18 protein-coding genes and 6 tRNA genes are annotated in these 21,949 nt (G+C 71.3%); 16 read left to right on the forward strand and 8 right to left on the reverse strand.

The genetic code is table 11. The annotated features are described in order from the left end of the window. Window positions 1–50 precede the first annotated feature (50 nt). A complete protein-coding gene (purM, locus tag B6R96_RS18970) occupies window positions 51–1,121 on the forward strand; it encodes a phosphoribosylformylglycinamidine cyclo-ligase (protein WP_030390149.1) in 1,071 nt (356 codons plus the stop codon). Between the two features lie 87 nt (window positions 1,122–1,208). Here the strand turns inward: purM and B6R96_RS18975 are convergent, their stop codons facing one another. Then, entirely contained in the window at window positions 1,209–1,472 is a 264-nt protein-coding gene (locus B6R96_RS18975; RefSeq protein WP_030390150.1) for a DUF3073 domain-containing protein, read from the reverse strand. A 291-nt stretch (window positions 1,473–1,763) separates the two neighbouring features. Beyond that, the gene (locus tag B6R96_RS18980) at window positions 1,764–2,858 is read right to left on the reverse strand and encodes a Leu/Phe/Val dehydrogenase (protein WP_030390151.1); all 1,095 of its coding nucleotides are present in this window, start codon (window positions 2,856–2,858) and stop codon (window positions 1,764–1,766) included. Between the two features lie 194 nt (window positions 2,859–3,052). Here B6R96_RS18980 and B6R96_RS18985 point away from each other — a divergent pair, with 194 nt between their 5' ends. Continuing rightward, the gene (locus B6R96_RS18985) at window positions 3,053–3,907 is read left to right on the forward strand and encodes a hypothetical protein (RefSeq protein WP_237291455.1); all 855 of its coding nucleotides are present in this window, start codon (window positions 3,053–3,055) and stop codon (window positions 3,905–3,907) included. Between the two features lie 567 nt (window positions 3,908–4,474). Beyond that, complete coding sequence (gene bldC / locus B6R96_RS18990; protein ID WP_003949541.1) at window positions 4,475–4,681, forward strand: developmental transcriptional regulator BldC; 207 nt, start codon at window positions 4,475–4,477, stop codon at window positions 4,679–4,681. Window positions 4,682–5,283: 602 nt separating this feature from the next. On the opposite strand, the gene B6R96_RS18995 is transcribed toward bldC, so the two are convergent. Together B6R96_RS18995 and hrpA are read right to left on the reverse strand one after the other, a co-directional pair. Then, window positions 5,284–5,357, reverse strand: a tRNA-Asp gene (locus B6R96_RS18995). Between the two features lie 81 nt (window positions 5,358–5,438). Further along, window positions 5,439–9,371: an ATP-dependent RNA helicase HrpA gene (gene hrpA / locus B6R96_RS19000; RefSeq protein WP_081523027.1), complete on the reverse strand. Its 3,933-nt coding sequence runs from the start codon at window positions 9,369–9,371 to the stop codon at window positions 5,439–5,441. Between the two features lie 344 nt (window positions 9,372–9,715). Here hrpA and B6R96_RS19005 point away from each other — a divergent pair, with 344 nt between their 5' ends. Genes B6R96_RS19005 through B6R96_RS19015 form a run of 3 tightly spaced genes read left to right on the forward strand, consistent with a single transcriptional unit; the run spans window position 9,716 to window position 11,541 of the window. Then, a complete protein-coding gene (locus B6R96_RS19005; RefSeq protein ID WP_159396342.1) occupies window positions 9,716–9,904 on the forward strand; it encodes a hypothetical protein in 189 nt (62 codons plus the stop codon). Between the two features lie 57 nt (window positions 9,905–9,961). Continuing rightward, on the forward strand, window positions 9,962–10,708 hold the full coding sequence (locus tag B6R96_RS19010) for a DsbA family protein (RefSeq protein ID WP_053176974.1): 747 nt from the start codon (window positions 9,962–9,964) through the stop codon (window positions 10,706–10,708). After that, window positions 10,705–11,541, forward strand: coding sequence for a cytochrome c biogenesis CcdA family protein (locus B6R96_RS19015; protein ID WP_053701317.1), 837 nt, complete (start codon window positions 10,705–10,707; stop codon window positions 11,539–11,541). The genes B6R96_RS19010 and B6R96_RS19015 overlap by 4 nt, the downstream gene beginning before the upstream one ends. Window positions 11,542–11,578: 37 nt before the next feature. On the opposite strand, the gene B6R96_RS19020 is transcribed toward B6R96_RS19015, so the two are convergent. From B6R96_RS19020 to B6R96_RS19030, 3 genes are all read right to left on the reverse strand, one after another. Beyond that, window positions 11,579–11,655: transfer RNA gene (locus tag B6R96_RS19020), tRNA-Phe, on the reverse strand. Between the two features lie 22 nt (window positions 11,656–11,677). Further along, window positions 11,678–11,751, reverse strand: a tRNA-Asp gene (locus B6R96_RS19025). Window positions 11,752–11,790: 39 nt separating this feature from the next. Beyond that, window positions 11,791–11,863, reverse strand: a tRNA-Glu gene (locus B6R96_RS19030). Window positions 11,864–11,967: 104 nt separating this feature from the next. Here B6R96_RS19030 and B6R96_RS19035 point away from each other — a divergent pair. From B6R96_RS19035 to B6R96_RS19080, 10 genes are all read left to right on the forward strand, one after another. Then, window positions 11,968–12,318, forward strand: a complete 351-nt coding sequence (locus B6R96_RS19035) for a metallopeptidase family protein (RefSeq protein ID WP_030012899.1) — start codon at window positions 11,968–11,970, stop codon at window positions 12,316–12,318. A 92-nt stretch (window positions 12,319–12,410) separates the two neighbouring features. After that, window positions 12,411–12,860, forward strand: a complete 450-nt coding sequence (locus B6R96_RS19040) for a FluC/FEX family fluoride channel (protein WP_107475720.1) — start codon at window positions 12,411–12,413, stop codon at window positions 12,858–12,860. Next, window positions 12,857–13,231: a fluoride efflux transporter CrcB gene (gene crcB / locus B6R96_RS19045; protein ID WP_081523029.1), complete on the forward strand. Its 375-nt coding sequence runs from the start codon at window positions 12,857–12,859 to the stop codon at window positions 13,229–13,231. Before B6R96_RS19040 ends, crcB begins: the two co-directional genes overlap by 4 nt. Before the next feature lie 145 nt (window positions 13,232–13,376). Beyond that, the gene (locus tag B6R96_RS19050) at window positions 13,377–13,913 is read left to right on the forward strand and encodes a hypothetical protein (protein ID WP_081523030.1); all 537 of its coding nucleotides are present in this window, start codon (window positions 13,377–13,379) and stop codon (window positions 13,911–13,913) included. A 308-nt stretch (window positions 13,914–14,221) separates the two neighbouring features. Then, entirely contained in the window at window positions 14,222–16,567 is a 2,346-nt protein-coding gene (locus B6R96_RS19055) for a DEAD/DEAH box helicase (protein WP_443069919.1), read from the forward strand. 218 nt (window positions 16,568–16,785) lie between these two features. Continuing rightward, window positions 16,786–16,858 (forward strand) — tRNA-Lys (locus B6R96_RS19060). 253 nt (window positions 16,859–17,111) lie between these two features. Further along, on the forward strand, window positions 17,112–17,624 hold the full coding sequence (locus B6R96_RS19065) for a GNAT family N-acetyltransferase (RefSeq protein ID WP_081525154.1): 513 nt from the start codon (window positions 17,112–17,114) through the stop codon (window positions 17,622–17,624). A gap of 162 nt (window positions 17,625–17,786) precedes the next feature. Further along, window positions 17,787–17,860: transfer RNA gene (locus B6R96_RS19070), tRNA-Met, on the forward strand. A 204-nt stretch (window positions 17,861–18,064) separates the two neighbouring features. Further along, window positions 18,065–19,279, forward strand: coding sequence for a PP2C family protein-serine/threonine phosphatase (locus B6R96_RS19075; protein ID WP_079405395.1), 1,215 nt, complete (start codon window positions 18,065–18,067; stop codon window positions 19,277–19,279). A gap of 300 nt (window positions 19,280–19,579) precedes the next feature. Further along, window positions 19,580–20,596 carry a M23 family metallopeptidase gene (locus B6R96_RS19080; RefSeq protein ID WP_081523032.1) on the forward strand — a complete coding sequence of 339 codons (1,017 nt, stop codon included), beginning with the start codon at window positions 19,580–19,582 and terminating at the stop codon, window positions 20,594–20,596. Here B6R96_RS19080 and B6R96_RS19085 read toward each other — a convergent pair. Further along, window positions 20,505–21,887 (reverse strand): PrsW family intramembrane metalloprotease, encoded by a 1,383-nt coding sequence (locus tag B6R96_RS19085; protein WP_265737246.1) that lies wholly within the window; start codon window positions 21,885–21,887, stop codon window positions 20,505–20,507. The two genes, B6R96_RS19080 and B6R96_RS19085, sit on opposite strands and share 92 nt — an antisense overlap. Window positions 21,888–21,949 lie beyond the last annotated feature (62 nt).

Genomic DNA, 21,949 nt, shown 5'->3' on the forward strand with positions numbered 1-21,949 from the left:
CCCAGGGCCCGGCACCACACGCAGTAACGACACGAAAGCTCTCTCCTGTCATGACAGAGAAGACCACCGGTGCCAGCTACGCAGCCGCAGGCGTGGACATCGAAGCGGGCGACCGCGCCGTCGAGCTGATGAAGGAGTGGGTGAAGAAGACGCAGCGCCCCGAGGTCCTCGGCGGCCTCGGCGGCTTCGCCGGCCTCTTCGACGCCTCCGCCCTCAAGCGATACGAGCGCCCCCTGCTCGCCTCGGCCACCGACGGCGTCGGCACCAAGGTGGACATCGCCCGCCAGCTCGGCGTGTACGACACCATCGGCCACGACCTGGTGGCGATGGTCATGGACGACATCGTCGTCTGCGGCGCCGAACCGCTCTTCATGACCGACTACATCTGCGTCGGCAAGGTGCACCCCGAGCGTGTCGCGGCCATCGTCAAGGGCATCGCCGAGGGCTGCGTCCTCGCCGGCTGCGCCCTGGTGGGCGGCGAGACCGCCGAGCACCCCGGCCTGCTGGGTCCGGACGACTTCGACGTGGCGGGTGCCGGAACGGGCGTCGTCGAGTACGACCGCCTGCTCGGCGCGGATCGCATCCGTACGGGTGACGCCGTCATCGCGATGGCTTCGTCCGGCCTTCACTCGAACGGGTACTCGCTCGTCCGGCACGTGCTCTTCGACCGCGCCGGCATGTCGCTCGACCAGCACGTGGAGGAGCTCGGCCGGACGCTCGGCGAGGAGCTCCTGGAGCCCACCAAGATCTACTCGCTGGACTGCATGGCCCTCACCCGTACGGCCGAGGTGCACGCCTACTCGCACATCACCGGCGGCGGCCTCGCGGCGAACCTGGCCCGGGTCATCCCGGACCACCTGCACGCCACGGTCGACCGTACGACCTGGACTCCCGGTGCGATCTTCGACCTGGTCGGCAAGGCCGGCGAGGTGGAGCAGCTGGAGCTGGAGAAGACCCTGAACATGGGTGTCGGCATGATGGCCGTCGTGCCCGCCGAGTCGGTGGACGTGGCCCTGACCGCGCTGGCCGACCGGGGTGTCGACGCGTGGGTCGCGGGAGAGATCCTGGACCGCGGCGACCGCACCGAGGGTGCGACCCTGACTGGTTCCTACGCGAGCTGAGCAGCACTGAAACCCGGCCCGGGGCGATGCCCTGGACCGGGTTTCAGTCTTTTGTCTGTCGTGCTGTCGTGCAGACGCCTCAGGGCGTCAAGCGCCGCGACGCTGTGCCGACGGACCGGACTCTTCGTCCTCGTCGTCGTCATCGCTGTTGTAGAGGTCCGCGTACCGAGCGTACGGGTCGTCCTCGTCCAGCTCGTCGTCGTCTACCTCGACCGGCTCGCTGACAGGCAGCGGTTCCGCGGTCGATGCGCCCAGCTCGTTGGCCAGACGCGACAAGTCAGTCCCGCCGCTGCTGTACTTCAGCTGGCGGGCGACCTTCGTCTGCTTGGCCTTTGCCCGGCCGCGCCCCATGGCTCGACCCCCTCGGTGACGGGGCTCGACGGCCCCAGAGTCTGACACGCGTTCATGGTTCGGAGCGGGCTCTCCGTGGAGAGACCGTCCGTAGGGGTTTAACGGTACCTGCTTCCGCGGCCATACGGTACGCCGCCCGCATGACGCGCCCCGGTGCAGAACCAACAAGGCGCCCCGTCCTCGCTGGTCAGCTGCGATTTTAACCCTTTCCTGGCGGGCGACCCGCCGAAGTGCAGTGAGTTCCGTCTCGCCGCACCCCGGCGGGGCGCCCCCAGGAGGGTCGCCGGGGGCCTAGACCGCGCGGGCGGCGCGGCCGTCCGCCATCCGCTGTTCGGCGATCCGGTCGGCCGCCGCGGCCGGCGGGATCCCGTCTGCCTTCGCGCGAGCAAAGATCTCCAGGGTGGTGTCGAAGATCTTCGTGGCCTTGGCCTTGCAGCGGTCGAAGTCGAAGCCGCGCAGCTCGTCGGCGACCTGGATGACACCGCCCGCGTTGACCACGTAGTCCGGCGCGTAGAGGATCCCGCGGTCGGAGAGGTCCTTCTCGATGCCCGGGTGGGCGAGCTGGTTGTTCGCCGCGCCGCACACGATCTTCGCGGTGAGCGCCGGGACGGTCTCGTCGTTCAGCGCGCCGCCGAGCGCGCAGGGGGCGTAGATGTCCAGGCCCTCGGTGCGGATCAGCGCGTCGGTGTCGACGACCGCCGTGACCTTGCCCGGGTGCTTGTCCAGGATCCGGCGCACGGACTCCTCGCGCACGTCGGTGATCACGACCTCGGCGCCGTCCTCCAGGAGGTGCTCGACCAGGTAGTGGCCGACCTTGCCGACACCGGCCACGCCGACCTTGCGGCCGCGCAGGGTCGGGTCGCCCCACAGGTGCTGGGCGCTGGCGCGCATGCCCTGGAAGACACCGAAGGCGGTGAGGACCGAGGAGTCGCCGGCGCCGCCGTTCTCGGGGGAGCGGCCGGTCGCCCAGCGGGTCTCGCGGGCCACGACGTCCATGTCGGCGACGTAGGTGCCGACGTCGCAGGCCGTCACGTAGCGGCCGCCGAGGGACTCCACGAAGCGGCCGTAGGCCTCCAGGAGTTCCTCGCTCTTGAGGACGTCGGGGTCGCCGATGATCACGGCCTTGCCGCCGCCGAGGTCGAGGCCGGCGAGGGCGTTCTTGTACGACATGCCGCGCGAGAGGTTCAGCGCGTCCTGGACGGCCTCCTCGTCGGAGGCGTACGCGTGGAAGCGCGTACCGCCGAGGGCGGGGCCCAGGGCGGTGGAGTGGATGGCGATGACGGCCTTCAGGCCGGTGGCGCGGTCCTGGCACAGCACGACTTGCTCGTGGCCGCCCTGCTCCGTACGGAACAGGGTGTGCAGGACGCCGTCGGTCATTTCGGTCACGGTGGTGACTCCCATGGATGAGATGCGGCGGAAAGACGCCCGCCCTGCGGGTGGGGGAGGGCGTGCTGGGAGCAGAGTAAGACCTGTCGGCCGCCCGTAGGTGACCTGTCCGAGGATCGAAACACTCCTGGTGTACGGGAGGGCGCGCGGCGCCGGGAGGTGAACCGCACCCCGGATCAGGGCAGTACGAGAGCGTGAGCGAATCCTCCGATCCCCCGCTGCCGTCCGCGCGCTCGGCGCCGACCGTCCCGTACGCCTCCTACCTGCGCGTCTACGAGCCCCTGACCGCCTTCGCCGAGCCGGAGCGCACGCACTGGTCCGACTACGCCCGGCGCGGGGCGGCCCCGTCGGCCCAGGACGAACTGCGCCGCTCGCTGGCGGATTTGGTGCGGGTCCCGGTGGTGGGGGTGCCGGCCCACGAGAGCGCGGACGCCTTCACGGCGGTGGTGGACGGGGTGCTGCTGGTCTGCCCGTGGCGTACCCGGCTCCGCGGCTGGCTGGCCCTGGAGGAACTGGTCGAGTGGTTCCCGCGGCCGGTGCTGGACGCGGCGCTCCCGCCCGGAGCGCGCCGGCGGGCGGCCGAGGAATACGAGCACTGGCGCGAGCGGAACCCGGACGCGCGCCCCTGGATCCGTACGGGGGTGTGGCAGATCCCGCTGCGCTGGTTCGTCCTGGTGGCCGACGAGGAGCGGGAGTACGTGCCGGGCGAGCGGCTGCGCTACCGCACGCCGATGGTGCAGGCGCGGCGCAGGCTCGCCCGGGCGCTGCGGACCCTGCGCGACGCGGAGGGGTACGGGATGCTCGCCGACGGGCTGGTGGAGGTGGGGAGCTGGCTGGAGGAGTTCCATCCGCGCTCGATGGTCGAGCTGGACTACGGCGGTCTGCTGCACGCGCTGCCGGCGGACCGGCTGGCGGCCGACCGCTCGGCGGGGGACCTGGCGGCGGGGATCGCGGCCCTGCGGGCCGGGGACACGGAGGGCGCGACCGAGGTGTACGGGGAGCTGGCGGAGCGGTGGCGGGCGGTCCGGGAGCGGCTTTTCGCGAATTAGGCCGAAAGTGTCCTATGTGGCTGGTTTCACCTTCGGGTGCCCCGTACGTATCGTGCGCTATCGGTCGTTCGGTCAATACTGGCTGATCAGAGGCCTGATCGTGGCATTTGGGACCTAGTGCCAGGACCTACGTCCCGATACGGGCCATTGGCCCAAGCGTGACGGACCGCACTAACTTCACCCTTGCGCCCTTCCCCTACCCTCGTGCCAAAATAGGACAAGGAGTCCGGGGAGGGTTCCTTCCGCCCAACTAAGGGCGGAATGCTCGGCATTGCACTCTACGGGGGGTCTGACGACTCCTGATCGCTCTGTGACTGATCGTCACAGTGGGGTGACTGTCCGTTATGGGACGGTCCATCGGCTTCCGCCGCTGATGAACACCTCGGAGGGCAATTCCGTCGGTTTGGCCGTCGAGGCTGGACGGATGGTGTAGTTGTAGTGCCGAGGACAAGCCGTTCGTCCTATAACCGACTCGGCCCGCGTATGTCCATTTCGGGCAACGCGGGCCAAGGTGCAGAATTTAGAGGAAAGAACCGAGATGGTTCGGTTCTCCCGAGGAGGCCGCTCATGACCGCTCGCACCCCTGATGCCGAGCCGCTGCTGACCCCGGCTGAGGTTGCCACGATGTTCCGCGTGGACCCGAAGACGGTCACCCGCTGGGCCAAGGCTGGCAAGCTCACGTCCATCCGCACCCTGGGTGGACACCGCCGGTACCGCGAGGCCGAGGTTCGCGCACTGCTCGCGGGAATTCCGCAGCAGCGCAGCGAAGCCTGAGGTCGCGTAAACACCCCGCTTTAACGGGTTTATATCGGGTCCCCCAATCCGATGAAACCCACATAGCTTCATACGGCCGGACCTGCCCCAACAGGTTCTCAGGTCGTTCGATCGCGCTGGACTCCGCCGGGTCCAGCGCGATCTTTTTTATGCCCAGGTCAGGGCCATCGCCGGCGCGCGCGGGGACTTCGGCGGGGTGGGTGCCATTGCACATATTCTATCGAGCGGGCGTATGGGTGCGATAAAAGTATGAGTCCCAAAAACTCATGCGGTGACTCCCGTCACAGATGATCACTCTTGTATATCCGGCAATGCACCCCGTAATGGGGATGTGCAGGGCGGGGCGCCTCATGCGAACGGGGGATGCCGGTTCGCGGCCGGTCCGCCGGCGGTTCGGGGGCGGCACGGAGCCCGGAGGCGGCGCGGAGCGCGGGAGGCGGGCGCCGGAGCCGGGAGACGGGTGCGGACGCGGCTCGGTGGCCGTTCGCGGCGACGCGGGCGCTCCGCGGGCCGGAGGCGGCCCCCAAGGCCGTCCGGGCGGTACCACCCGCCAACGCGTCAGGGCCCGTATCCCCAGAGGGATACGGGCCCTGACGTTTCTGCGAACCTGACGGGACTTGAACCCGCGACCTCCACCTTGACAGGGTGGCGAGCTAACCAACTGCTCCACAGGTCCTTGATTTGCGGCCGCTCGGCGGCTGCGAATCAGACTGTACCGCAGCTCAGGGGGTGCAGTCGAACCGGATCACGGCGGGGGTCACGGCGCCGCCGCATCCACCGCCTTCACGATCCGCTTGTCGGAGATCGGGTACGCCGTCCCGAGCGCGTGCGCGAAGTAGCTGACGCGCAGCTCCTCGATCATCCAGCGGATGTCGGTGACCGTGGACGGGACCGGCCGCCCCTTCGGCAACTGCTCCAGCAGCCAGGCGTACTCGTCCTGCATCTCGTGGACCTTCTCCATGCGCGTGGTGTCGCGCTGGACGCCCGTGGGCATCTGCTGGAGCCGCCGGTCCACCGCCACCAGGTAGCGCATCAGGTCCGGCAGCCGGCGCAGCCCGGTGAGCGTGACGAAGCCGGCCGGCATGAGGGCCGCCAGCTGCGTCTTGACGTCCTGGACGTTCGCGACCAGCGCCAGGCTGGCCGTGCCCTTCAGGCGGCGCTCACAGGCCTGCCAGGCGGCCAGCACCTGCTGCACCTGCCCGACCGTGCGCACGGTCGTGTCCACCAGGTCGGCGCGGACGGCCTCGTAGAGCCTGCGGAAGCCCGCTTCGTCCCAGGCCGGGCCCCCGTGGTCGGCGATCAGCCGGTCGGTCGCCGCGGTCGCGCAGTCGTCGAAGAGCGCCTGGATGGAGCCGTGCGGGTTCCTGGACAGGGCCAGCTTCTGCTGGTTGGTCAGGTGGTCCGAGGCGAACTTCGCCGGGTTCACCGGGATGTTCAGCAGGATGAGGCGCCGGGTGCCCAGCCACATCGCCTGCTGCTGCTCGGCCTCGGTGTCGAAGAGCCGTACGGAGACGGTCGCGCCCTCGTCCACCAGCGCCGGGTACGCCTTCACCGGCTGACCCGCCCGGCGGGTCTCGAAGACCTTCGTCAGCGTGCCGATCGTCCAGTCGGTCAGCCCGGTGCGCTCCACCGACTCCCCGCCCGCCCGCTCGGCGGTGGCCGCGGCGGCCTTGGAGAGGGCCTGGCGGGCCTTCGGCTTCAGCTTCAGCCGCAGGGCCTCCAGGTCCTTGTCCTCGGCGAGGTTCTTGCGGCGCTCGTCGATGATCCGGAAGGTGATCTTGAGGTGGTCGGGGATCCGGCCGAGGTCGAAGTCCTCGGCCGAGACCGGGACCCCCACCATCCGCTGGAGCTCGCGCGCCAGCGTGACCGGCAGCGGCTCCTGGAGGGGTACCGCCGTGTCCAGGAAACGGCCCGCGTAGTTCGGCGCGGGAACGTAGTGCCGGCGGATCGGCTTCGGCAGCGAGCGGATCAGCTCGGTGACGACCTCCTCGCGCAGGCCCGGGATCTGCCAGTCGAAGCCCTCGTCGGTGACCTGGTTGAGCACCTGGAGCGGGATGTGGACGGTCACGCCGTCGGCGTCCGCACCCGGCTCGAACTGGTAGGTCACCCGGAACTTCAGCGGACCCTGCCGCCAGGAGTCCGGGTAGTCGGCCTTGGTGACCCCGGCCGCCTTCTCGGTCAGCAGCATCTCGCGCTCGAAGTCGAGGAGTTCGGGCTCCTCGCGCTTCTTGTGCTTCCACCACGAGTCGAAGTGCGCCCCGGACACCACGTGGGCGGGGATCTTCTGTTCGTAGAAGTCGAAGAGGGTCTCGTCGTCCACCACGATGTCGCGGCGCCGGGCCCGGTTCTCCAGCTCCTCCACCTCGGTGAGGAGCTTGCGGTTGTCGGCGTAGAACTTGTGGTGGGTGCGCCAGTCGCCCTCCACCAGCGCGTTGCGGATGAACAGCTCGCGCGAGACCTCGGGATCGATCCGGCCGTAGTTGATCTTCCGCTGGGCGACGATCGGCACGCCGTACAGCGTGACCTTCTCGTACGCCATCACGGCCGCCTGGTCCTTCTCCCAGTGCGGCTCGCTGTAGGTCCGCTTGATCAGGTGCTGGGCCAGCGGCTCCACCCACTCGGGCTCCACCTTGGCGTTCACCCGGGCCCACAGCCGCGAGGTCTCCACCAGTTCGGCCGACATCACGAACTTCGGCTGCTTCTTGAACAGCGAGGAGCCCGGGAAGATCGCGAACTTGGCGCTGCGGGCCCCGAGGTACTCGTTCTTGTCGGTGTCCTTGAGCCCGATGTGCGAGAGCAGACCGGCCAGCAGCGAGACGTGGATGACCTGCTCGGGGGCATCGGCCTCGTTGACGTGGATGCCCATGCTCCTGGCGACCGTGCGCAGCTGCGAGTAGATGTCCTGCCACTCGCGGATCCGCAGGAAGTTCAGGTACTCCTGCTTGCACATCCGGCGGAACGAGGAGGAGCCGCGCTCCTTCTGCTGCTCGCGCACGTAGCGCCACATGTTCAGGTACGAGAGGAAGTCGCTGGTCTCGTCCTTGAAGCGGGCGTGGTTCTGGTCGGCCTGGGTCTGCTTGTCCGAGGGGCGCTCGCGGGGGTCCTGGATGGACAGGGCCGCCGCGATGACCATGACCTCGCGGACGCAGTTGTTCTTGTCGGCCTCGATGACCATGCGGGCGAGGCGGGGGTCCACCGGGAGCTGGGACAGCTGGCGGCCCATCTGCGTGAGCCGCTTCTTGGGGTCCTTCTCCGCAGGATCGAGCGCCCCGAGCTCCTGGAGGAGCTGGACGCCGTCGCGGATGTTGCGGTGGTCCGGCGGGTCGATGAAGGGGAACTTCTCGATCTCGCCGAGGCCGGCCGCGGTCATCTGGAGGATGACGGAGGCCAGGTTCGTCCGCAGGATCTCGGCGTCGGTGAACTCGGGACGGGCCTCGAAGTCGTCCTCGGAGTACAGCCGGATGCAGATGCCGTCGCTGGTACGGCCGCAACGGCCCTTGCGCTGGTTGGCGCTGGCCTGCGAGATCCGCTCGATCGGCAGGCGCTGGACCTTGGTGCGGTGGCTGTAGCGCGAGATCCGGGCGGTGCCCGGGTCGATCACGTACTTGATGCCGGGGACGGTCAGCGAGGTCTCGGCGACGTTGGTGGCGAGCACGATCCGGCGGCCGGTGTGCTGCTGGAAGACGCGGTGCTGCTCGGCGTGCGAGAGGCGCGCGTAGAGGGGGAGGACCTCGGTGAAGCGCAGATTGCGCTTGTTCAGGGCGTCGGCCGTGTCGCGGATCTCCCGCTCGCCGGAGAGGAAGACCAGGATGTCGCCCGGCCCCTCGGACTGGAGCTCGTCCACGGCCTCGCAGATCGCGGTGATCTGGTCGCGGTCGGCGTCCTCAGCGTCCTCGGTTCCTTCCTCCAGGAGCGGCCGGTAGCGGACCTCCACCGGATACGTGCGCCCGCTGACCTCGACGATCGGCGCCTCGCCGAAGTGCCGTGAGAAGCGCTCGGGGTCGATGGTGGCCGAGGTGATGACGACCTTGAGGTCGGGACGTTTCGGCAGCAGCGTGGCCAGGTAGCCCAGCAGGAAGTCGATGTTCAGCGACCGCTCGTGGGCCTCGTCGATGATGATCGTGTCGTACGCGCGCAGCTCGCGGTCCGTCTGGATCTCGGCGAGCAGGATGCCGTCGGTCATCAGCTTCACGAAGGTCGCGTCCTGGTCCACCTGGTCGGTGAAGCGGACCTTCCAGCCGACCGTCTGGCCGATCTCGGACTTCAGCTCCTCGGCGATCCGCTCCGCGACGGTGCGGGCGGCGATCCGGCGGGGCTGGGTGTGCCCGATCATGCCCCGGACTCCGCGGCCCAGCTCCATGCAGATCTTGGGGATCTGCGTGGTCTTGCCGGAGCCGGTCTCGCCCGCGACGATCACGACCTGGTGGTCGCGTATCGCCTCGGCGATCTCGTCCTTCTTCTGGCTGACGGGCAGGTTCTCGGGATACGTGACCTCCGGCATCCGCGAGGCACGGCCGGCCAGTCGCTCGGCGGCCCTGGTGGCCTCCGTGGCGATCTCGTCGAGCACGGCCTGCTTGGCCTCGGGCTTGCGGATGCGGCGGGCGCCTTCGAGGCGGCGGCCGAGGCGGTGCGCGTCACGGAGCGAGATCTCACCGAGAAGCGTCTGCAGGGCGGCGAAGGAAGTAGACATACCTGATCGAGGATCTCACCTGGGCCCTCCGGGTGGCGAACGCATTTGTCGGGTGGACCCGTACCATTTCGGGACGAGTCCGTCGGTCGTCCCATGAGAGGCAGCCCACCTTGTCCCGCCCCCGCCACGTCCGGAGCCTGCTCGGCGTGGTCCTGGCGGTACTCCTGGCCTGCGCACCCCCTGCGGCGGCGACCGCAACACCCCCGACCGCGGCCCCGGCTCCGGGCGCGGCCCCGGCCGCGGCTTCGGTTCCGGCCTTGGTTCCGGCCCCGGATTCGGGCCCGGTCCCGGCGGGGGCCCGGGTGGCTGTGTTCGGCGACGGTGGGGGGCCCGCCTGTGCACCGGTGGCTCCCGAGCGCGGTGGTGCGCCGGCCGTTCCCGCGCGCGCCTGGGGCGAGCACGCCCAGGTCCCGCCGGCCCGGGCGGCGCCCGAGGAGGCCGGTCCGCCCGCGGCCGTGCCCGTACGGCCCCTCGTACGCGGTCCCGACCGCCCGGCCCCCGACCGGCTGGAGCTCTGCGTGATGCGGGTCTAGAGGGACCGGTCCCCACCGGTCCCGACCCACCACCACCCGCAGCACTGGAGCACCCGCATGCCCTCTTCCACGTCTTCCACGTCCAAGACCTCCACGAAGCCCCTGCTGATCTCCGCCGGCGTCGCCCTCGCCGCGATCACCCTCGGCATCGTCTCCTGGCAGGCCACCGCCCCCGACGCAGCCGGCTCCGCCGGTTCGGGCTCCGGCTCCGGCGCCGTGGCCGCTCCGCGGACCGACCCGGCCGCCGAGCTCAAGGCGCTGGCCCGCCGCGAGTCCGGCGACAAGCTCGCCGTCGGCCGCGCCGACGCGCCCGTGGTGCTCATCGAGTACTCCGACTTCAAGTGCGGCTACTGCGCCAAGTTCGCCCGCGACACCGAGCCCGAGCTGGTGAAGAAGTACGTCGCGGACGGCACCCTGCGCATCGAGTGGCGCAACTTCCCGATCTTCGGAGCCGAGTCCGAGGCCGCCGCCAGGGCCGCCTGGGCGGCCGGACAGCAGGACCGCTTCGAGGCCTTCCACGCCGCGGCCTACGCCGACGGCTCCAAGGACAAGGGCTTCGCCGAGCCGCGGCTGGTGGAGCTGGCCCGGGAGGCCGGGGTCCCCGACCTGGAGCGCTTCAAGGCCGACCTGGCCGGCGAGCAGGCCGCGGCGGCCCTGAAGAAGGACCAGGAGGAGGGCTACCGCATCGGCGTCACCTCCACCCCGTCCTTCCTCCTGAACGGCAGGCCGATCGCCGGCGCCCAGCCGCTCGACACCTTCACCGCCGCCATCGCCCGGGCGAAGGCGGAGGCGGCGAAGCAGTGACCCACATCGGATACCTGGCCGCCCTGCTGGGCGGCCTCCTCGCCCTGCTCAGCCCGTGCAGCGCGCTGCTGCTGCCGGCCTTCTTCGCCTACTCGATCGACTCCACCTCGCGGCTCCTGGCGCGCACCGGGATCTTCTACGCGGGCCTCGCGAGCACCCTCGTACCGCTCGGGGCGGCCGGCTCGTACGCCGGGCGGTTCTTCCACAGCAACCGCGACCAGCTCGTCCTGGCCGGCGGCTGGCTGATCATCGCGCTCGGCCTCGCCCAGATCCTGGGCCTCGGCTTCGCCCCGAAGCGGATCGCGCAGCTGTCGGGCCGGATCCGGCCGACGACCGCCCTGTCGGTGTACGCGCTCGGCGCGGTCTACGGGCTGGCCGGTTTCTGCGCCGGCCCGATCCTCGGCAGCGTCCTGACGGTCGCCGCGGTCAGCGGCAGCCCCGTCTACGGCGGCCTGCTGCTCGCGGTCTACGCCCTGGGCATGGCCCTGCCGCTGTTCCTGCTGGCCCTGCTGTGGGAGCGCTTCGACCTGGGCCGGCGCCGCTGGCTGCGCGGGCGGGCCTTCGCGGTGGGCCGCTTCGAGCTGCACACCACCTCGCTGCTGTCCGGGCTGTTCTTCATCACCCTGGGCGCGCTGTTCCTCGCGTACGACGGCGCGAGCGCGCTGCCCGGGCTGCTGGACGTGGACGACTCGTTCGCGGTGGAGCAGTGGGTCGGCTCGCTGGCGGACGCCGTGCCGGACGGGGCGCTGCTCGGGCTGGTCGCCGCCGGGGCCCTGGCCGTCGGCGTCGTGCAGTGGCGCCGCCGCTCCCGCCCCACGGGCGAGACCGAGTAACGCAGGAAGGCCCCGTCCGATGGACGGGGCCTTCCGGTGGTGGCTGGGGCCGGGGTCGAACCGGCGACCTATCGCTTTTCAGGCGATCGCTCGTACCAACTGAGCTACCCAGCCACGAAACCGTTTCCGGCTTCAGCGATCCTGACGGGACTTGAACCCGCGACCTCCACCTTGACAGGGTGGCGAGCTAACCAACTGCTCCACAGGACCTTGCAGTGTGCGAGAGCAAGTCTTGCACACGGTAATGCGTACCCCCAACGGGATTCGAACCCGTGCTACCGCCTTGAAAGGGCGGCGTCCTGGGCCACTAGACGATGAGGGCTAAAGGCCCGCCGGGCACTTCTTCAGCGCGTCGGGGACGTGAGAAGCATATGGGATCCGGGGAGCTATCGCCAAAACGGTTTCCCCCGGAGCGACAATGGCCGGGTGCTGGAGATGACGCGCGAGGAGTTCGAGGAGCTCGTCGCAGAGGCCCTGGACCGGATCCCGCCGGAGCTGACGCGGCTGATGGACAACGTGGCGGTGTTCGTCGAGGACGAACCTCCCGCCGACGACCCCGAGCTGCTCGGCCTGTACGAGGGGACCCCGCTGACGGACCGCGGCGAGTGGTACGCCGGGGTGCTGCCGGACCGGATCACCATCTACCGCAATCCCACGTTGCGGATGTGCGAGGACCGGGAGAGCGTGGTCGCGGAGACGGAGGTCACCGTCGTGCACGAGATCGCCCACCACTTCGGGATCGACGACGAGCGGCTGCACGCTCTGGGGTACGGGTGACGCCCCTGCCGCTCCCCGGTGACGAGCCGGCCGAGCCGACGGGAGCCGCGGAAGCCGCGGGAGCGGCGGGAGCGGCGGGCGTCGCGGAGGCCATCGATCCGGACGTCGACCTGCACGTGCCCGCACAGCGCGCCGAGCCTCGGGGCCGGGTCCTCGCGGCCGTGGCGGTCGGCGGCGCGGTCGGGGGCGCGGCGCGGTACGGGATCTCCCTGCTGTGGCCGGCCGGGCCCGGGGCCTTCCCGTGGGCGACCCTGTGGATCAACGCCTCCGGCTCGGCGCTGATCGGCGTACTGATGGTGCTGATCAGCGAGGGCGGCCGGACGTCGCCGCATCCGCTGCTGCGGCCCTTCGCCGGGGTCGGCGTACTCGGCGGCTTCACCACCTTCTCCACCTACGCGGTGGACTTCTCGCGGCTCCTGGACGAGGGGGAGGCGGGGACCGCGCTGGCCTACGCCGGGCTCACGGTGGTCGCGGCGCTGGGCGCGGTGTGGGCGGCCGCGTCGGTGGCGCGGTTCGCCGTCCGGGGCCGGGTCCCGCGGTGAACTGGCTGATCGTGGTGGCGGGCGCGGCCGTCGGGGCGCCGCTGCGCTACCTGATGGACCGGGCGGTGCAGGCGCGGCACGATTCCGCGTTCCCCTGGGGCACCTTCGTGGTCAACGCGAGCGCCTGCCTGGTGCTCGGCGCGCTGGCCGGGGCGGCGCTGGAAGGGGCCGCGTCCTCGCAGGTGCGGCTGCTGCTGGGGACCGGGCTGTGCGGGGCGCTGAGCACGTACTCGACGTTCTCGTACGAGACCCTGCGGCTGGCCGAGCGGGGGCACCGGTTCCTGGCCGCGGCCAACGTGGTGGTGTCGGTGCTGGTCGGGCTGGGCGCGGTGCACCTCGGCTCGCAGGTGGCGCGGCAGCTCTTCGCCTGAGGGTTCGGCCGAGCGGCCGAGTGGTTGCGCCGCGGGGTTGCGCGGAGGGGTTGCACGGAGGGCGTGTCCCTTACGGGTCAAAGGGAGTTGGGCACATTGACCCGCTCATGCGGAATGTTCACCCACAGGCTCCGGAGGTGCCCTCGTGCGCCAGTTGTCCGCTTCCCTCCGACTGGCCGTCACCGCGCTCGCGGTCGCGGCGACGGCCGGCTGCATGAGCGTCGGCGAGGACGCGGCGAAGCCCGGGCCCCCCGCCCCGGGGGACCGCCGCAGCGGTGCCGAGGCGGGCGCCGGGACCGTCTCGGGACGGGGCTCCGGGGTCCACGGCAACGGGCACGGCACCAAGGACGGTACGGGGAGCCAGGACGGCAGGGCCAAGGAGGACGGCAAGGCCTCCGGCGCGACCGGGGCCTCGCCGAGCGCGGGCGCGCCGAGCGGCCGGCCGGGGGAGCCCGCTCCGTCGGCGGGACCCGTCGGCGGGGCGGGCGGGCAGGGTCCCCAGCAGCCGACGTCGGGCGGAGGCTCGGGCGGCCCCGGGGGACCGGGCGGTTCGGCCGGCGGGCAGCAGTCGGCGAGCCCGACGCCGGAGCCGCCGGCGCCCACTCCCCCTGTGACGGAACCCACGCCGGCGCAGCCGAGCCCGCAGCCCGAACCCAGCACGGTTCCGGCGCCGGAACTGTAGGCCCGGCGGCCCTGCCGGGCGCCCGGTGGGGCCCGTTCAGGCACCCGCCCTCGGGGGCATATCCGCAGGTCAGAGCCCTATCGGCTGGAGTGACTTGCCAGACCCCGGGGAGGGTGCGTATGGTTATAGATCGTTTGATCCCATTGCCCGGCGCCGAATCCGAAGAGCGCCGTGTGGCGCGTACTCTCCCTAGCCGTGGCTGACCGCATTGAGGCGGTCGATTTGCGATTCACGGAGTTTGGGCGCGTGCCGAGACTCCGGAAGGTTTCGCATTTCGCATGTCCATTTCCAGCTCTGACCGTTCCGTCATGCCCGAGAACGACTCCAACGAGATGATCGACGCCGAGGCCCTCGTGGTCACCGAGGCGATCGAGGCCGCTGAGGCCAACGAGATCATCGAGGCTCTTGAGGCCGACGTGAACACCGACGAGTCCCTCGAGGACTCGACCCCCGACTTCGACGAGGCCGACGCCGACGCCGAGCCCTCGATCACCTTCGGCGACCTCGGTCTCCCCGAGGGCGTCGTGCGCAAGCTCGCGCAGAACGGCGTCACCAGCCCCTTCCCGATCCAGGCCGCGACCATCCCGGACGCCCTGGCCGGCAAGGACATCCTCGGCCGTGGCCGCACCGGCTCCGGCAAGACCCTCTCCTTCGGTCTGCCGACCCTGGCCCAGCTCGCCGGCGGCCACACCGAGAAGAAGAAGCCCCGCGCCATCATCCTCACGCCGACCCGTGAGCTCGCGATGCAGGTCGCGGATGCGCTGCAGCCCTACGGCGACGTGCTCGGCCTGAAGATGAAGGTCGTCTGCGGCGGTACCTCCATGAGCAACCAGATCTACGCCCTGGAGCGCGGTGTCGACGTCCTCGTCGCCACCCCCGGCCGTCTGCGCGACATCATCAACCGTGGCGCCTGCTCCCTGGAGAACGTCCAGGTCGCGGTTCTCGACGAGGCCGACCAGATGGCCGACCTGGGCTTCCTGCCCGAGGTCACCGAGCTGCTCGACCAGATCCCCGGCGGCGGCCAGCGCATGCTCTTCTCCGCCACCATGGAGAACGAGATCGGCACCCTGGTCAAGCGCTACCTGTCCAACCCCGTCACGCACGAGGTCGACAGCGCGCAGGGCAACGTCACGACCATGACGCACCACGTCCTCGTCGTGAAGCCGAAGGACAAGGCGCCGGTCACGGCCGCCATCGCCGCCCGCAAGGGCCGCACCATCATCTTCGTCCGCACCCAGCTGGGCGCCGACCGCATCGCCGAGCAGCTCGTCGAGGCCGGCGTGAAGGCCGACGCGCTGCACGGCGGCATGACGCAGGGTGCCCGTACCCGCGTCCTCGCCGACTTCAAGGACGGCTACGTCAACGCGCTCGTCGCCACCGACGTCGCCGCCCGCGGTATCCACGTCGACGGCATCGACCTGGTCCTGAACGTGGACCCGGCCGGTGACCACAAGGACTACCTGCACCGCTCGGGCCGTACCGCCCGTGCCGGCAAGTCCGGTGTCGTGGTCTCGCTCGCGCTGCCGCACCAGCGCCGCCAGATCTTCCGCCTGATGGAGGACGCGGGCGTCGACGCCTCGCGCCACATCGTCCAGGGCGCCGGCGCCTTCGAGCCGGAGGTCGCCGAGATCACCGGTGCCCGTTCGCTGACCGAGGTCCAGGCCGACTCCGCGAACAACGCCGCCAAGCAGGCCGAGCGCGAGGTCGCCGAGCTGACCAAGCAGCTCGAGCGCCTGACCCGCCGTGCCGGCGAGCTGCGCGAGGAGGCCGACCGCCTCGTCGCCCGCTCCGCCCGTGAGCGCGGCGAGGACCCGGAGGCCGCTGTCGCCGAGGTGGCCGAGGCCGCCGAGGCCGAGGTCGCGGCTGCTGCCGCCGCCGCTGCCGCCGAGCTGGCCGCGCAGGAGCGCCGCGAGGAGCAGCGCGCCCAGCGCGACGACCGTGGCAACTTCGAGCGTCGCGACAACCGCGGTGGCGACCGCGGTGGTGACCGTGGCGGCTTCCGCCGCGACGACCGCGGTGACCGCGGTGACCGTGGTGGCCGTCCGTCGGGTGGCTTCAACCGTGACGACCGTGGTGGCGACCGTGGCGGCTTCCGCCGCGACGACCGTCCGTCGGGTGGCTTCCGCTCCGGTGGCGACCGTCCGGCCGGTGGCGGCTTCCGTCGCGACGACCGTCCGTCCGGTGGCTTCAACCGTGACGACCGTGGTGGCGACCGTGGCGGCTTCCGCCGCGACGACCGTCCGTCGGGTGGCTTCCGCTCCGGTGGCGACCGTCCGGCCGGTGGCGGCTTCCGTCGCGACGACCGTCCGTCGGGTGGCTTCAACCGTGACGACCGTGGTGGCGACCGTGGCGGCTTCCGTCGCGACGACCGTCCGTCGGGTGGCTTCCGCTCCGGTGGCGACCGTCCGGCCACGGGCAACGGCACGTACAACCGTGACGACCGCCCCTCCGGCGGCTTCCGCTCCGGTGGCGGCGACCGTCCGTTCAACCGTGACCGTCGTGACGACCGTCCGTCCGGTGGCTTCCGCTCCGGTGGCGGCGACCGCCCGTACGGCCGCCGTGACGACCACCGTCCGTCCGGCTCCGGCTCCGGTTCCACCGGTGGCTTCGGCGGCCGCCGTGACGACAAGCCGCGCTGGAAGCGCAACGGCTGATCGCAGCTGAGCTGAACCCCTGAGAAAGGGCCCGTACGACACCCAGGTGCCGTACGGGCCCTTTCCTCGTCTCCGGAAGCTGATGGTGCGTAACACCCCTTCGGGGGCCGGACCGAGGCGTCCCGGAGCACCACCGCGGCGCCGGCGACAGGCCGGTCGGCGGATACCCGATCGGCTGACCGGCGCGGTCCGGCTATGCTCTGGGGTGAGCACCTGGAGGGCCATTAGCTCAATTGGCAGAGCAGCGGACTTTTAATCCGTTGGTTGTCGGTTCGAGTCCGACATGGCCTACCGCTCGCAGGCGGAGGTTCCCACCTCTGACCTGCTACTGAGCGCCCCACCCCGTTTCGGCCGGGTGGGGCGCTCAGCCATTTCCGGGTCAGGTGCGCAGAGGTGGTGATGTGCGGCTGGTTGCGATGTCGTCCAGGCTGCGGCCGGGATGATCCAGCATCACCTGGCGCATCGTCACGGCAGGTGGTCCGTCCTTGCTCAGGGCCGGAAAACCCGGTGAGGCCGCCCTACCGGGCCGGTAGCGTCGATGACCATGACCCCTGTTCTGCGCACCGAGCGGCTGCTCCTCGACCCGTACACCCCCGAGGACGAGGAAGGGTTCGTCGCCCTCTTCCAGGACGTCCGGGTGTCCCGGTGGATGGGGGACGGTACCGCCACGGAGGCCGAGGACCGGGCGCTCTTCGGACGGGTCTTCACGAAGGTCTACGCCGAGAACCTCTTCGACGTCTGGGCGGTACGGCGGGACGGCCGGCTGGTCGGGCATGCCGAGATCAAGCGGACCGACGCGGTCGGCGGGCACGAGATCATCTACGCGCTGGCACCCGAGGCCTGGGGAGCGGGCCTCGGCACCGAGATCGCCGAGGCGATCGTCGCGTACGGCTTCGACGCCCTCGGCCTGGCCGAGGTGCACGCCACCGTGGCCGAGTCCAACACGGCCTCCCTGGTCCTGCTGGAGCGCATCGGCTTCAGCCACGTCCGGGTCGTGCGGGAGGACGACGGGAGCACCACCCGCGTCCTGACCCGCCGCCGCGATCGCGCTGCCTGACGGCGCCCCACGCACGAGCAATCTTCGTTCGCGAGGGGGTGGTCCGCGGCCGGTTCTGGTCCGGTTTTGGGCCTTTGACCTGCGGTGATGTGCATCTGAGGGCGGTGCGGCGGTTAATTGGCGAAGGGCTCCCCCCGGATGGCGTAGAGTTGTGTTTACCGACGCGGGGTGGAGCAGCTCGGTAGCTCGCTGGGCTCATAACCCAGAGGTCGCAGGTTCAAATCCTGTCCCCGCTACTCAGTACGAAGGCCCGGTTCCTCACCAGGAACCGGGCCTTCGTCGTGTTCCCCTTCCGCGTGTTCCCGGCGCTCGTCCTCTCGCGCTCCCTCACCCGTCCGGCCGCCGCCGGGTCGCCGTACGCGGCCTCCTGCCGCCAGCCTTGAGGGGCGAGGCGGCAGCGGGCCCGCACCCGTGCGACGGACCGGGCGGCAGGTGAGAGCGTGGTGGGGCTGGGCCGGCAGGGCAACGGCGGTGGACGTGCGGGGCGTACGGGACGTGCGGGACGCGTGGGACGTGCGGGTGGCGCCGGCAGCGGTGCGGCCCGCCGCGTGGTCCGGGTGCTGCCGGCCGCCCTGATCGCCTTCGGGATCGTCTTCAACCTGCTGACCCCGCCCAGCTTCACCGGATCCCCGTTCTTCACCGCGGCCCCGCTGATCGCCGCCCCGCTCTTCACGCTCCGCGCCACGGCCGCGACCGGCGCCCTGGCCGTCCTCGCGGTGTTCGTGCTGCAGATCATCGGCGGCACGGGCTGGAAGGTCGAGGCGATGACCGAACTGGCCACCGTCCTGACGGTCTCCGGGCTGGCGCTCCTGATCAACCGAGTGGTGCGGCGCAGCGGCGAGCAGCTCGCCTCGGCGCGCGGGATCGCCGAGGCCGCGCAGCGGGCGGTGCTGCCCGAGCCCGCCGAGCGCATCGGGGGGCTGCACGTATCGGCCTGGTACGAGGCCGCGCAGGCGGACGCCTTCATCGGCGGCGACCTGTACGCCGTCCAGGAGACCCCCTTCGGGGTGCGGCTCGCGGTGGGCGACGTACGGGGCAAGGGGCTCGGGGCGGTGGAGGCCGTCGCGGTGGTCCTGGGGGCGTTCCGGGAGGCGGCGGACACCGAGCCCACGCTGGAGGCGCTGGCCCAGCGGCTGGAGCGGGCGCTGACCCGTGAGGGCACCCGGCGCGACAGCCTGGACGCGGTGGAGGGGTTCACGACGTGCGTGCTCGGGGAGATCCCGCCGGGCGCGAGCGGGCTGCGGCTGCTCAACCGGGGCCACCCCGCGCCGCTGCTGCTGCACGCGAACGGTGAGCTGGCGGTCCTCGCCCCGGCGGAGCCCGCCCTGCCGCTCGGGATGGGGGAGCTGGGGGGCTGGCCGGACCTGGTGCAGGAGTGGGCCTTCCCGGCGGGGACCACCCTGCTGCTGTTCACGGACGGGCTCACCGAGGCCCGGGACGGGGCGGGGAACTTCTACGATCCGGCGGCCCGGCTGCGCGGGCGCGTCTTCCCCGGCCCGCAGGCCCTGCTCAGTGCGCTCAGCAGTGATGTGCGCCGGCATACGGGCGGCGGGGCGACGGACGACATGGCGCTGCTCGCGGTGGGGCGCCCGGGGGAGCGGGAGCCGGAGCGGCGCCTGACCGTGCCGGTGGTGCCCCGGGACGACGCGACGTGACCATGCGTAGTGGAAAGAACGCGCTCAGCAAGGGAGCTGACGATCCGTCACGGGGGCTCTGTGGCTGAAGAGATAAGGGAGTCAATTGATTTTTGCCCCAGTTGGGGTGGTTTTGCTGGAGAAAGGTGTGGCCAAAGCCAGTCAGTGAGTGGCTGATTGCTGTGAACGATCAAGCGGAGAAGCTTGGAATCACTCCCCTCCGTCTATTACCTTTCGATAACGCAGCGCGGTCGTCCCAGCCGTCGCAAGAGACGGCGCCGTGCTCGCGCGCCCACGCGCGTAATCGAGGAGTGTGCCCCGGTGGCCTCCAACTTGCCTGCCCCTGAAGGCACCGAGATCCAGGAGCCGCCCACCGCGGGTGCCTGGGGCGAGTGGAATCCCACCGAGGATTCGGTGCGACCGGTCCGGGGCAAGCACCGGGTCGCCAAGCAGCGCGGGGGACTTGCCCGCAGCTCCACCGTGCTCGGTGTCGGCGTCATCGCGGCGGTCGGTGCCGGTGGCATCGCCACCGCGCAGGACCGGCCCCAGGTCGCGATATCCATGCCGTCCCTGCCCGACCTGGTGAGCGGCGACAAGTCGCAGCAGGACGACGGCGGTTCGGGCGCCGCGGCCCGGGCGGCGGGCGAGCGCACGGGGATCATGACGCAGCAGTCCGTCCACGGCGCGGACGCCGGTGAGGTGCTGCGCAACCGCATCCTCCAGCAGGCCGAGTCCCAGCAGGACGCCGCCGGGGCCAAGGCCCGGGCGGAGGCCGAACAGGCGGCGCAGCAGGCCGCTGCCCAGGAGGCCAAGGAGAAGCTGGAAGCGGCGCGCAAGGCGGCCGAGGAGGCGAAGGCCCAGGCCGAGGCGAAGGCCGCGGAGGAAGCCGCCGAGAAGGCCGCCGCGCAGAAGGCCGAGCAGGAGCGCCTGGCCAAACCGGCCGGCAGCTACTCCCTGCCCACCTCCGCCTACACCCTCACCTCGCACTACGGGGACTCCGGCTCCATGTGGTCCTCCGGCCACCACACCGGCCTGGACTTCGCGGCCCCGACCGGCACGCCCGCCAAGGCCGTCTCCGGCGGAAAGATCACCTCGGCCGGCTGGTCCGGCGCGTACGGCTACCGGATCGTGCTGGAGCTGCCGGACGGCACGGAGATCTGGTACTGCCACCTCTCCTCGATGTCGGTGACCTCCGGAACGGTGGGCGCCGGCGAGACCATCGGCCGCGTCGGCGCCACCGGCAACGTCACCGGACCCCATCTCCACCTGGAAGTACGCAAGGGCGGATCGACGATGGACCCGCTGGCGTGGCTGAACTCCAAGGGCCTGAACGTCTGAGTCCCGGGTCCGGGGCTGCGGCCGGTGCCGAGGCGGGTGCAGCGGCCGGTGCCGGCGGGGCTCCCGCCACCCGCCGCGGGCGGGGTACGTCCGCCCGCGCGCCCACCGGGGCCAGGGGATCGAACCACGGCGGAACCAGCTCCTCCATGACCGCTGCCCGGGCCAGCGCGGGACCCGCCGTCGCGCGGCCCTGCCAGAGCCGGTGCAGCAACTCCCGCTCCCGGCCCGCGAAGTCCCGCTCCCGTACGGGGCCGCCGCGCCGCGCCCGGTTCCGCAGCAGGGCCAGGGCGGCCGCGTCCGCCTCGTAGCGGGCGACCGTGCGGCCGGCGGCCCGGCCGCCGCTGCGGCGGGCCAGGGCGCGGGCCAGTGACCGGGCCGGCATCGAGGCCAGGGCCGGCACCTCGGCCGGGCCGAGCCAGCCCGCGGCCGCGTACAGCGAGAGTTCCCGGGCGACGGCCCGCAGCCGGTCGCGCCGTATCCGCACCGCCAGCCACACCAGCAGCCCGAACGCCGGGACCATCACGCACGCGTAGACCACGTAGAAGCCGTGCTCCCCGAACTGCGAGGAGCCGTTCCACAGCGCGTGCATGCCCATGGCCAGCGCCAGGCCGAGCAGCGGCAGGAAGATCCTGCGCGAGCGGCGGGCGCTGACCGCCGCCACGCCGAAGCCGAGCCCGGTGAGCACCGTGAACAGCGGGTGCGCGAACGGCGACAGCACTATCCGCACGAAGAAGGTCGCCGCCGTCACCGATTCCAGTGCGCCGCTGTCCTCGGCGAGGTCCTCCACGAAGGCGTTGCCGAGGTAGAGGATGTTCTCGGTGAAGGCGAACCCGGTGGCGGTGAAGCCGGCCACCACGAACCCGTCGGCGGGTCCGGTGAAGTGCCGTCTTCGGAAGGCGAACACCAGCAGCAGGGCCGCCGCCTTGGCGCTCTCCTCCACCACCGGCGCGATGGCCACCGAGCCGAGGTGATCGGCGGCGGAGGCGTCGGCGGTGGCCGCGGCTATCCACTCGGTGGCGAAGTTGTTGGCCAGTATCGCGATCAGTGCCGCGGTGCAGGCACCCCAGCCGAAGCAGAACAGCAGCTGCGACCAGGGTGCGGGCGCGGCCCGGCCCAGCCACCGGAAGGCCGCCATGAGCGGGGCCACCGGCAGCAGGGCCAGGCCGAGACCGACGAAGAACCCGGAGGTACCGGTCTGCTCCCGGACGAGTTCGAGGATGGCGATCCCGGTGGCGGCGAGCAGGGCGAGGAGCACGCACGTGCGGATCGTGCCGGACGGACGTGCGCGCACAGGGCGGAGCGCTCGGAACACACCATGACCCTAGCGAGCCGCTCTGACACGCGCGGTGACCT

The sequence above is a fragment of the Streptomyces sp. Sge12 genome (assembly GCF_002080455.1).
Lineage (GTDB): Bacteria > Actinomycetota > Actinomycetes > Streptomycetales > Streptomycetaceae > Streptomyces.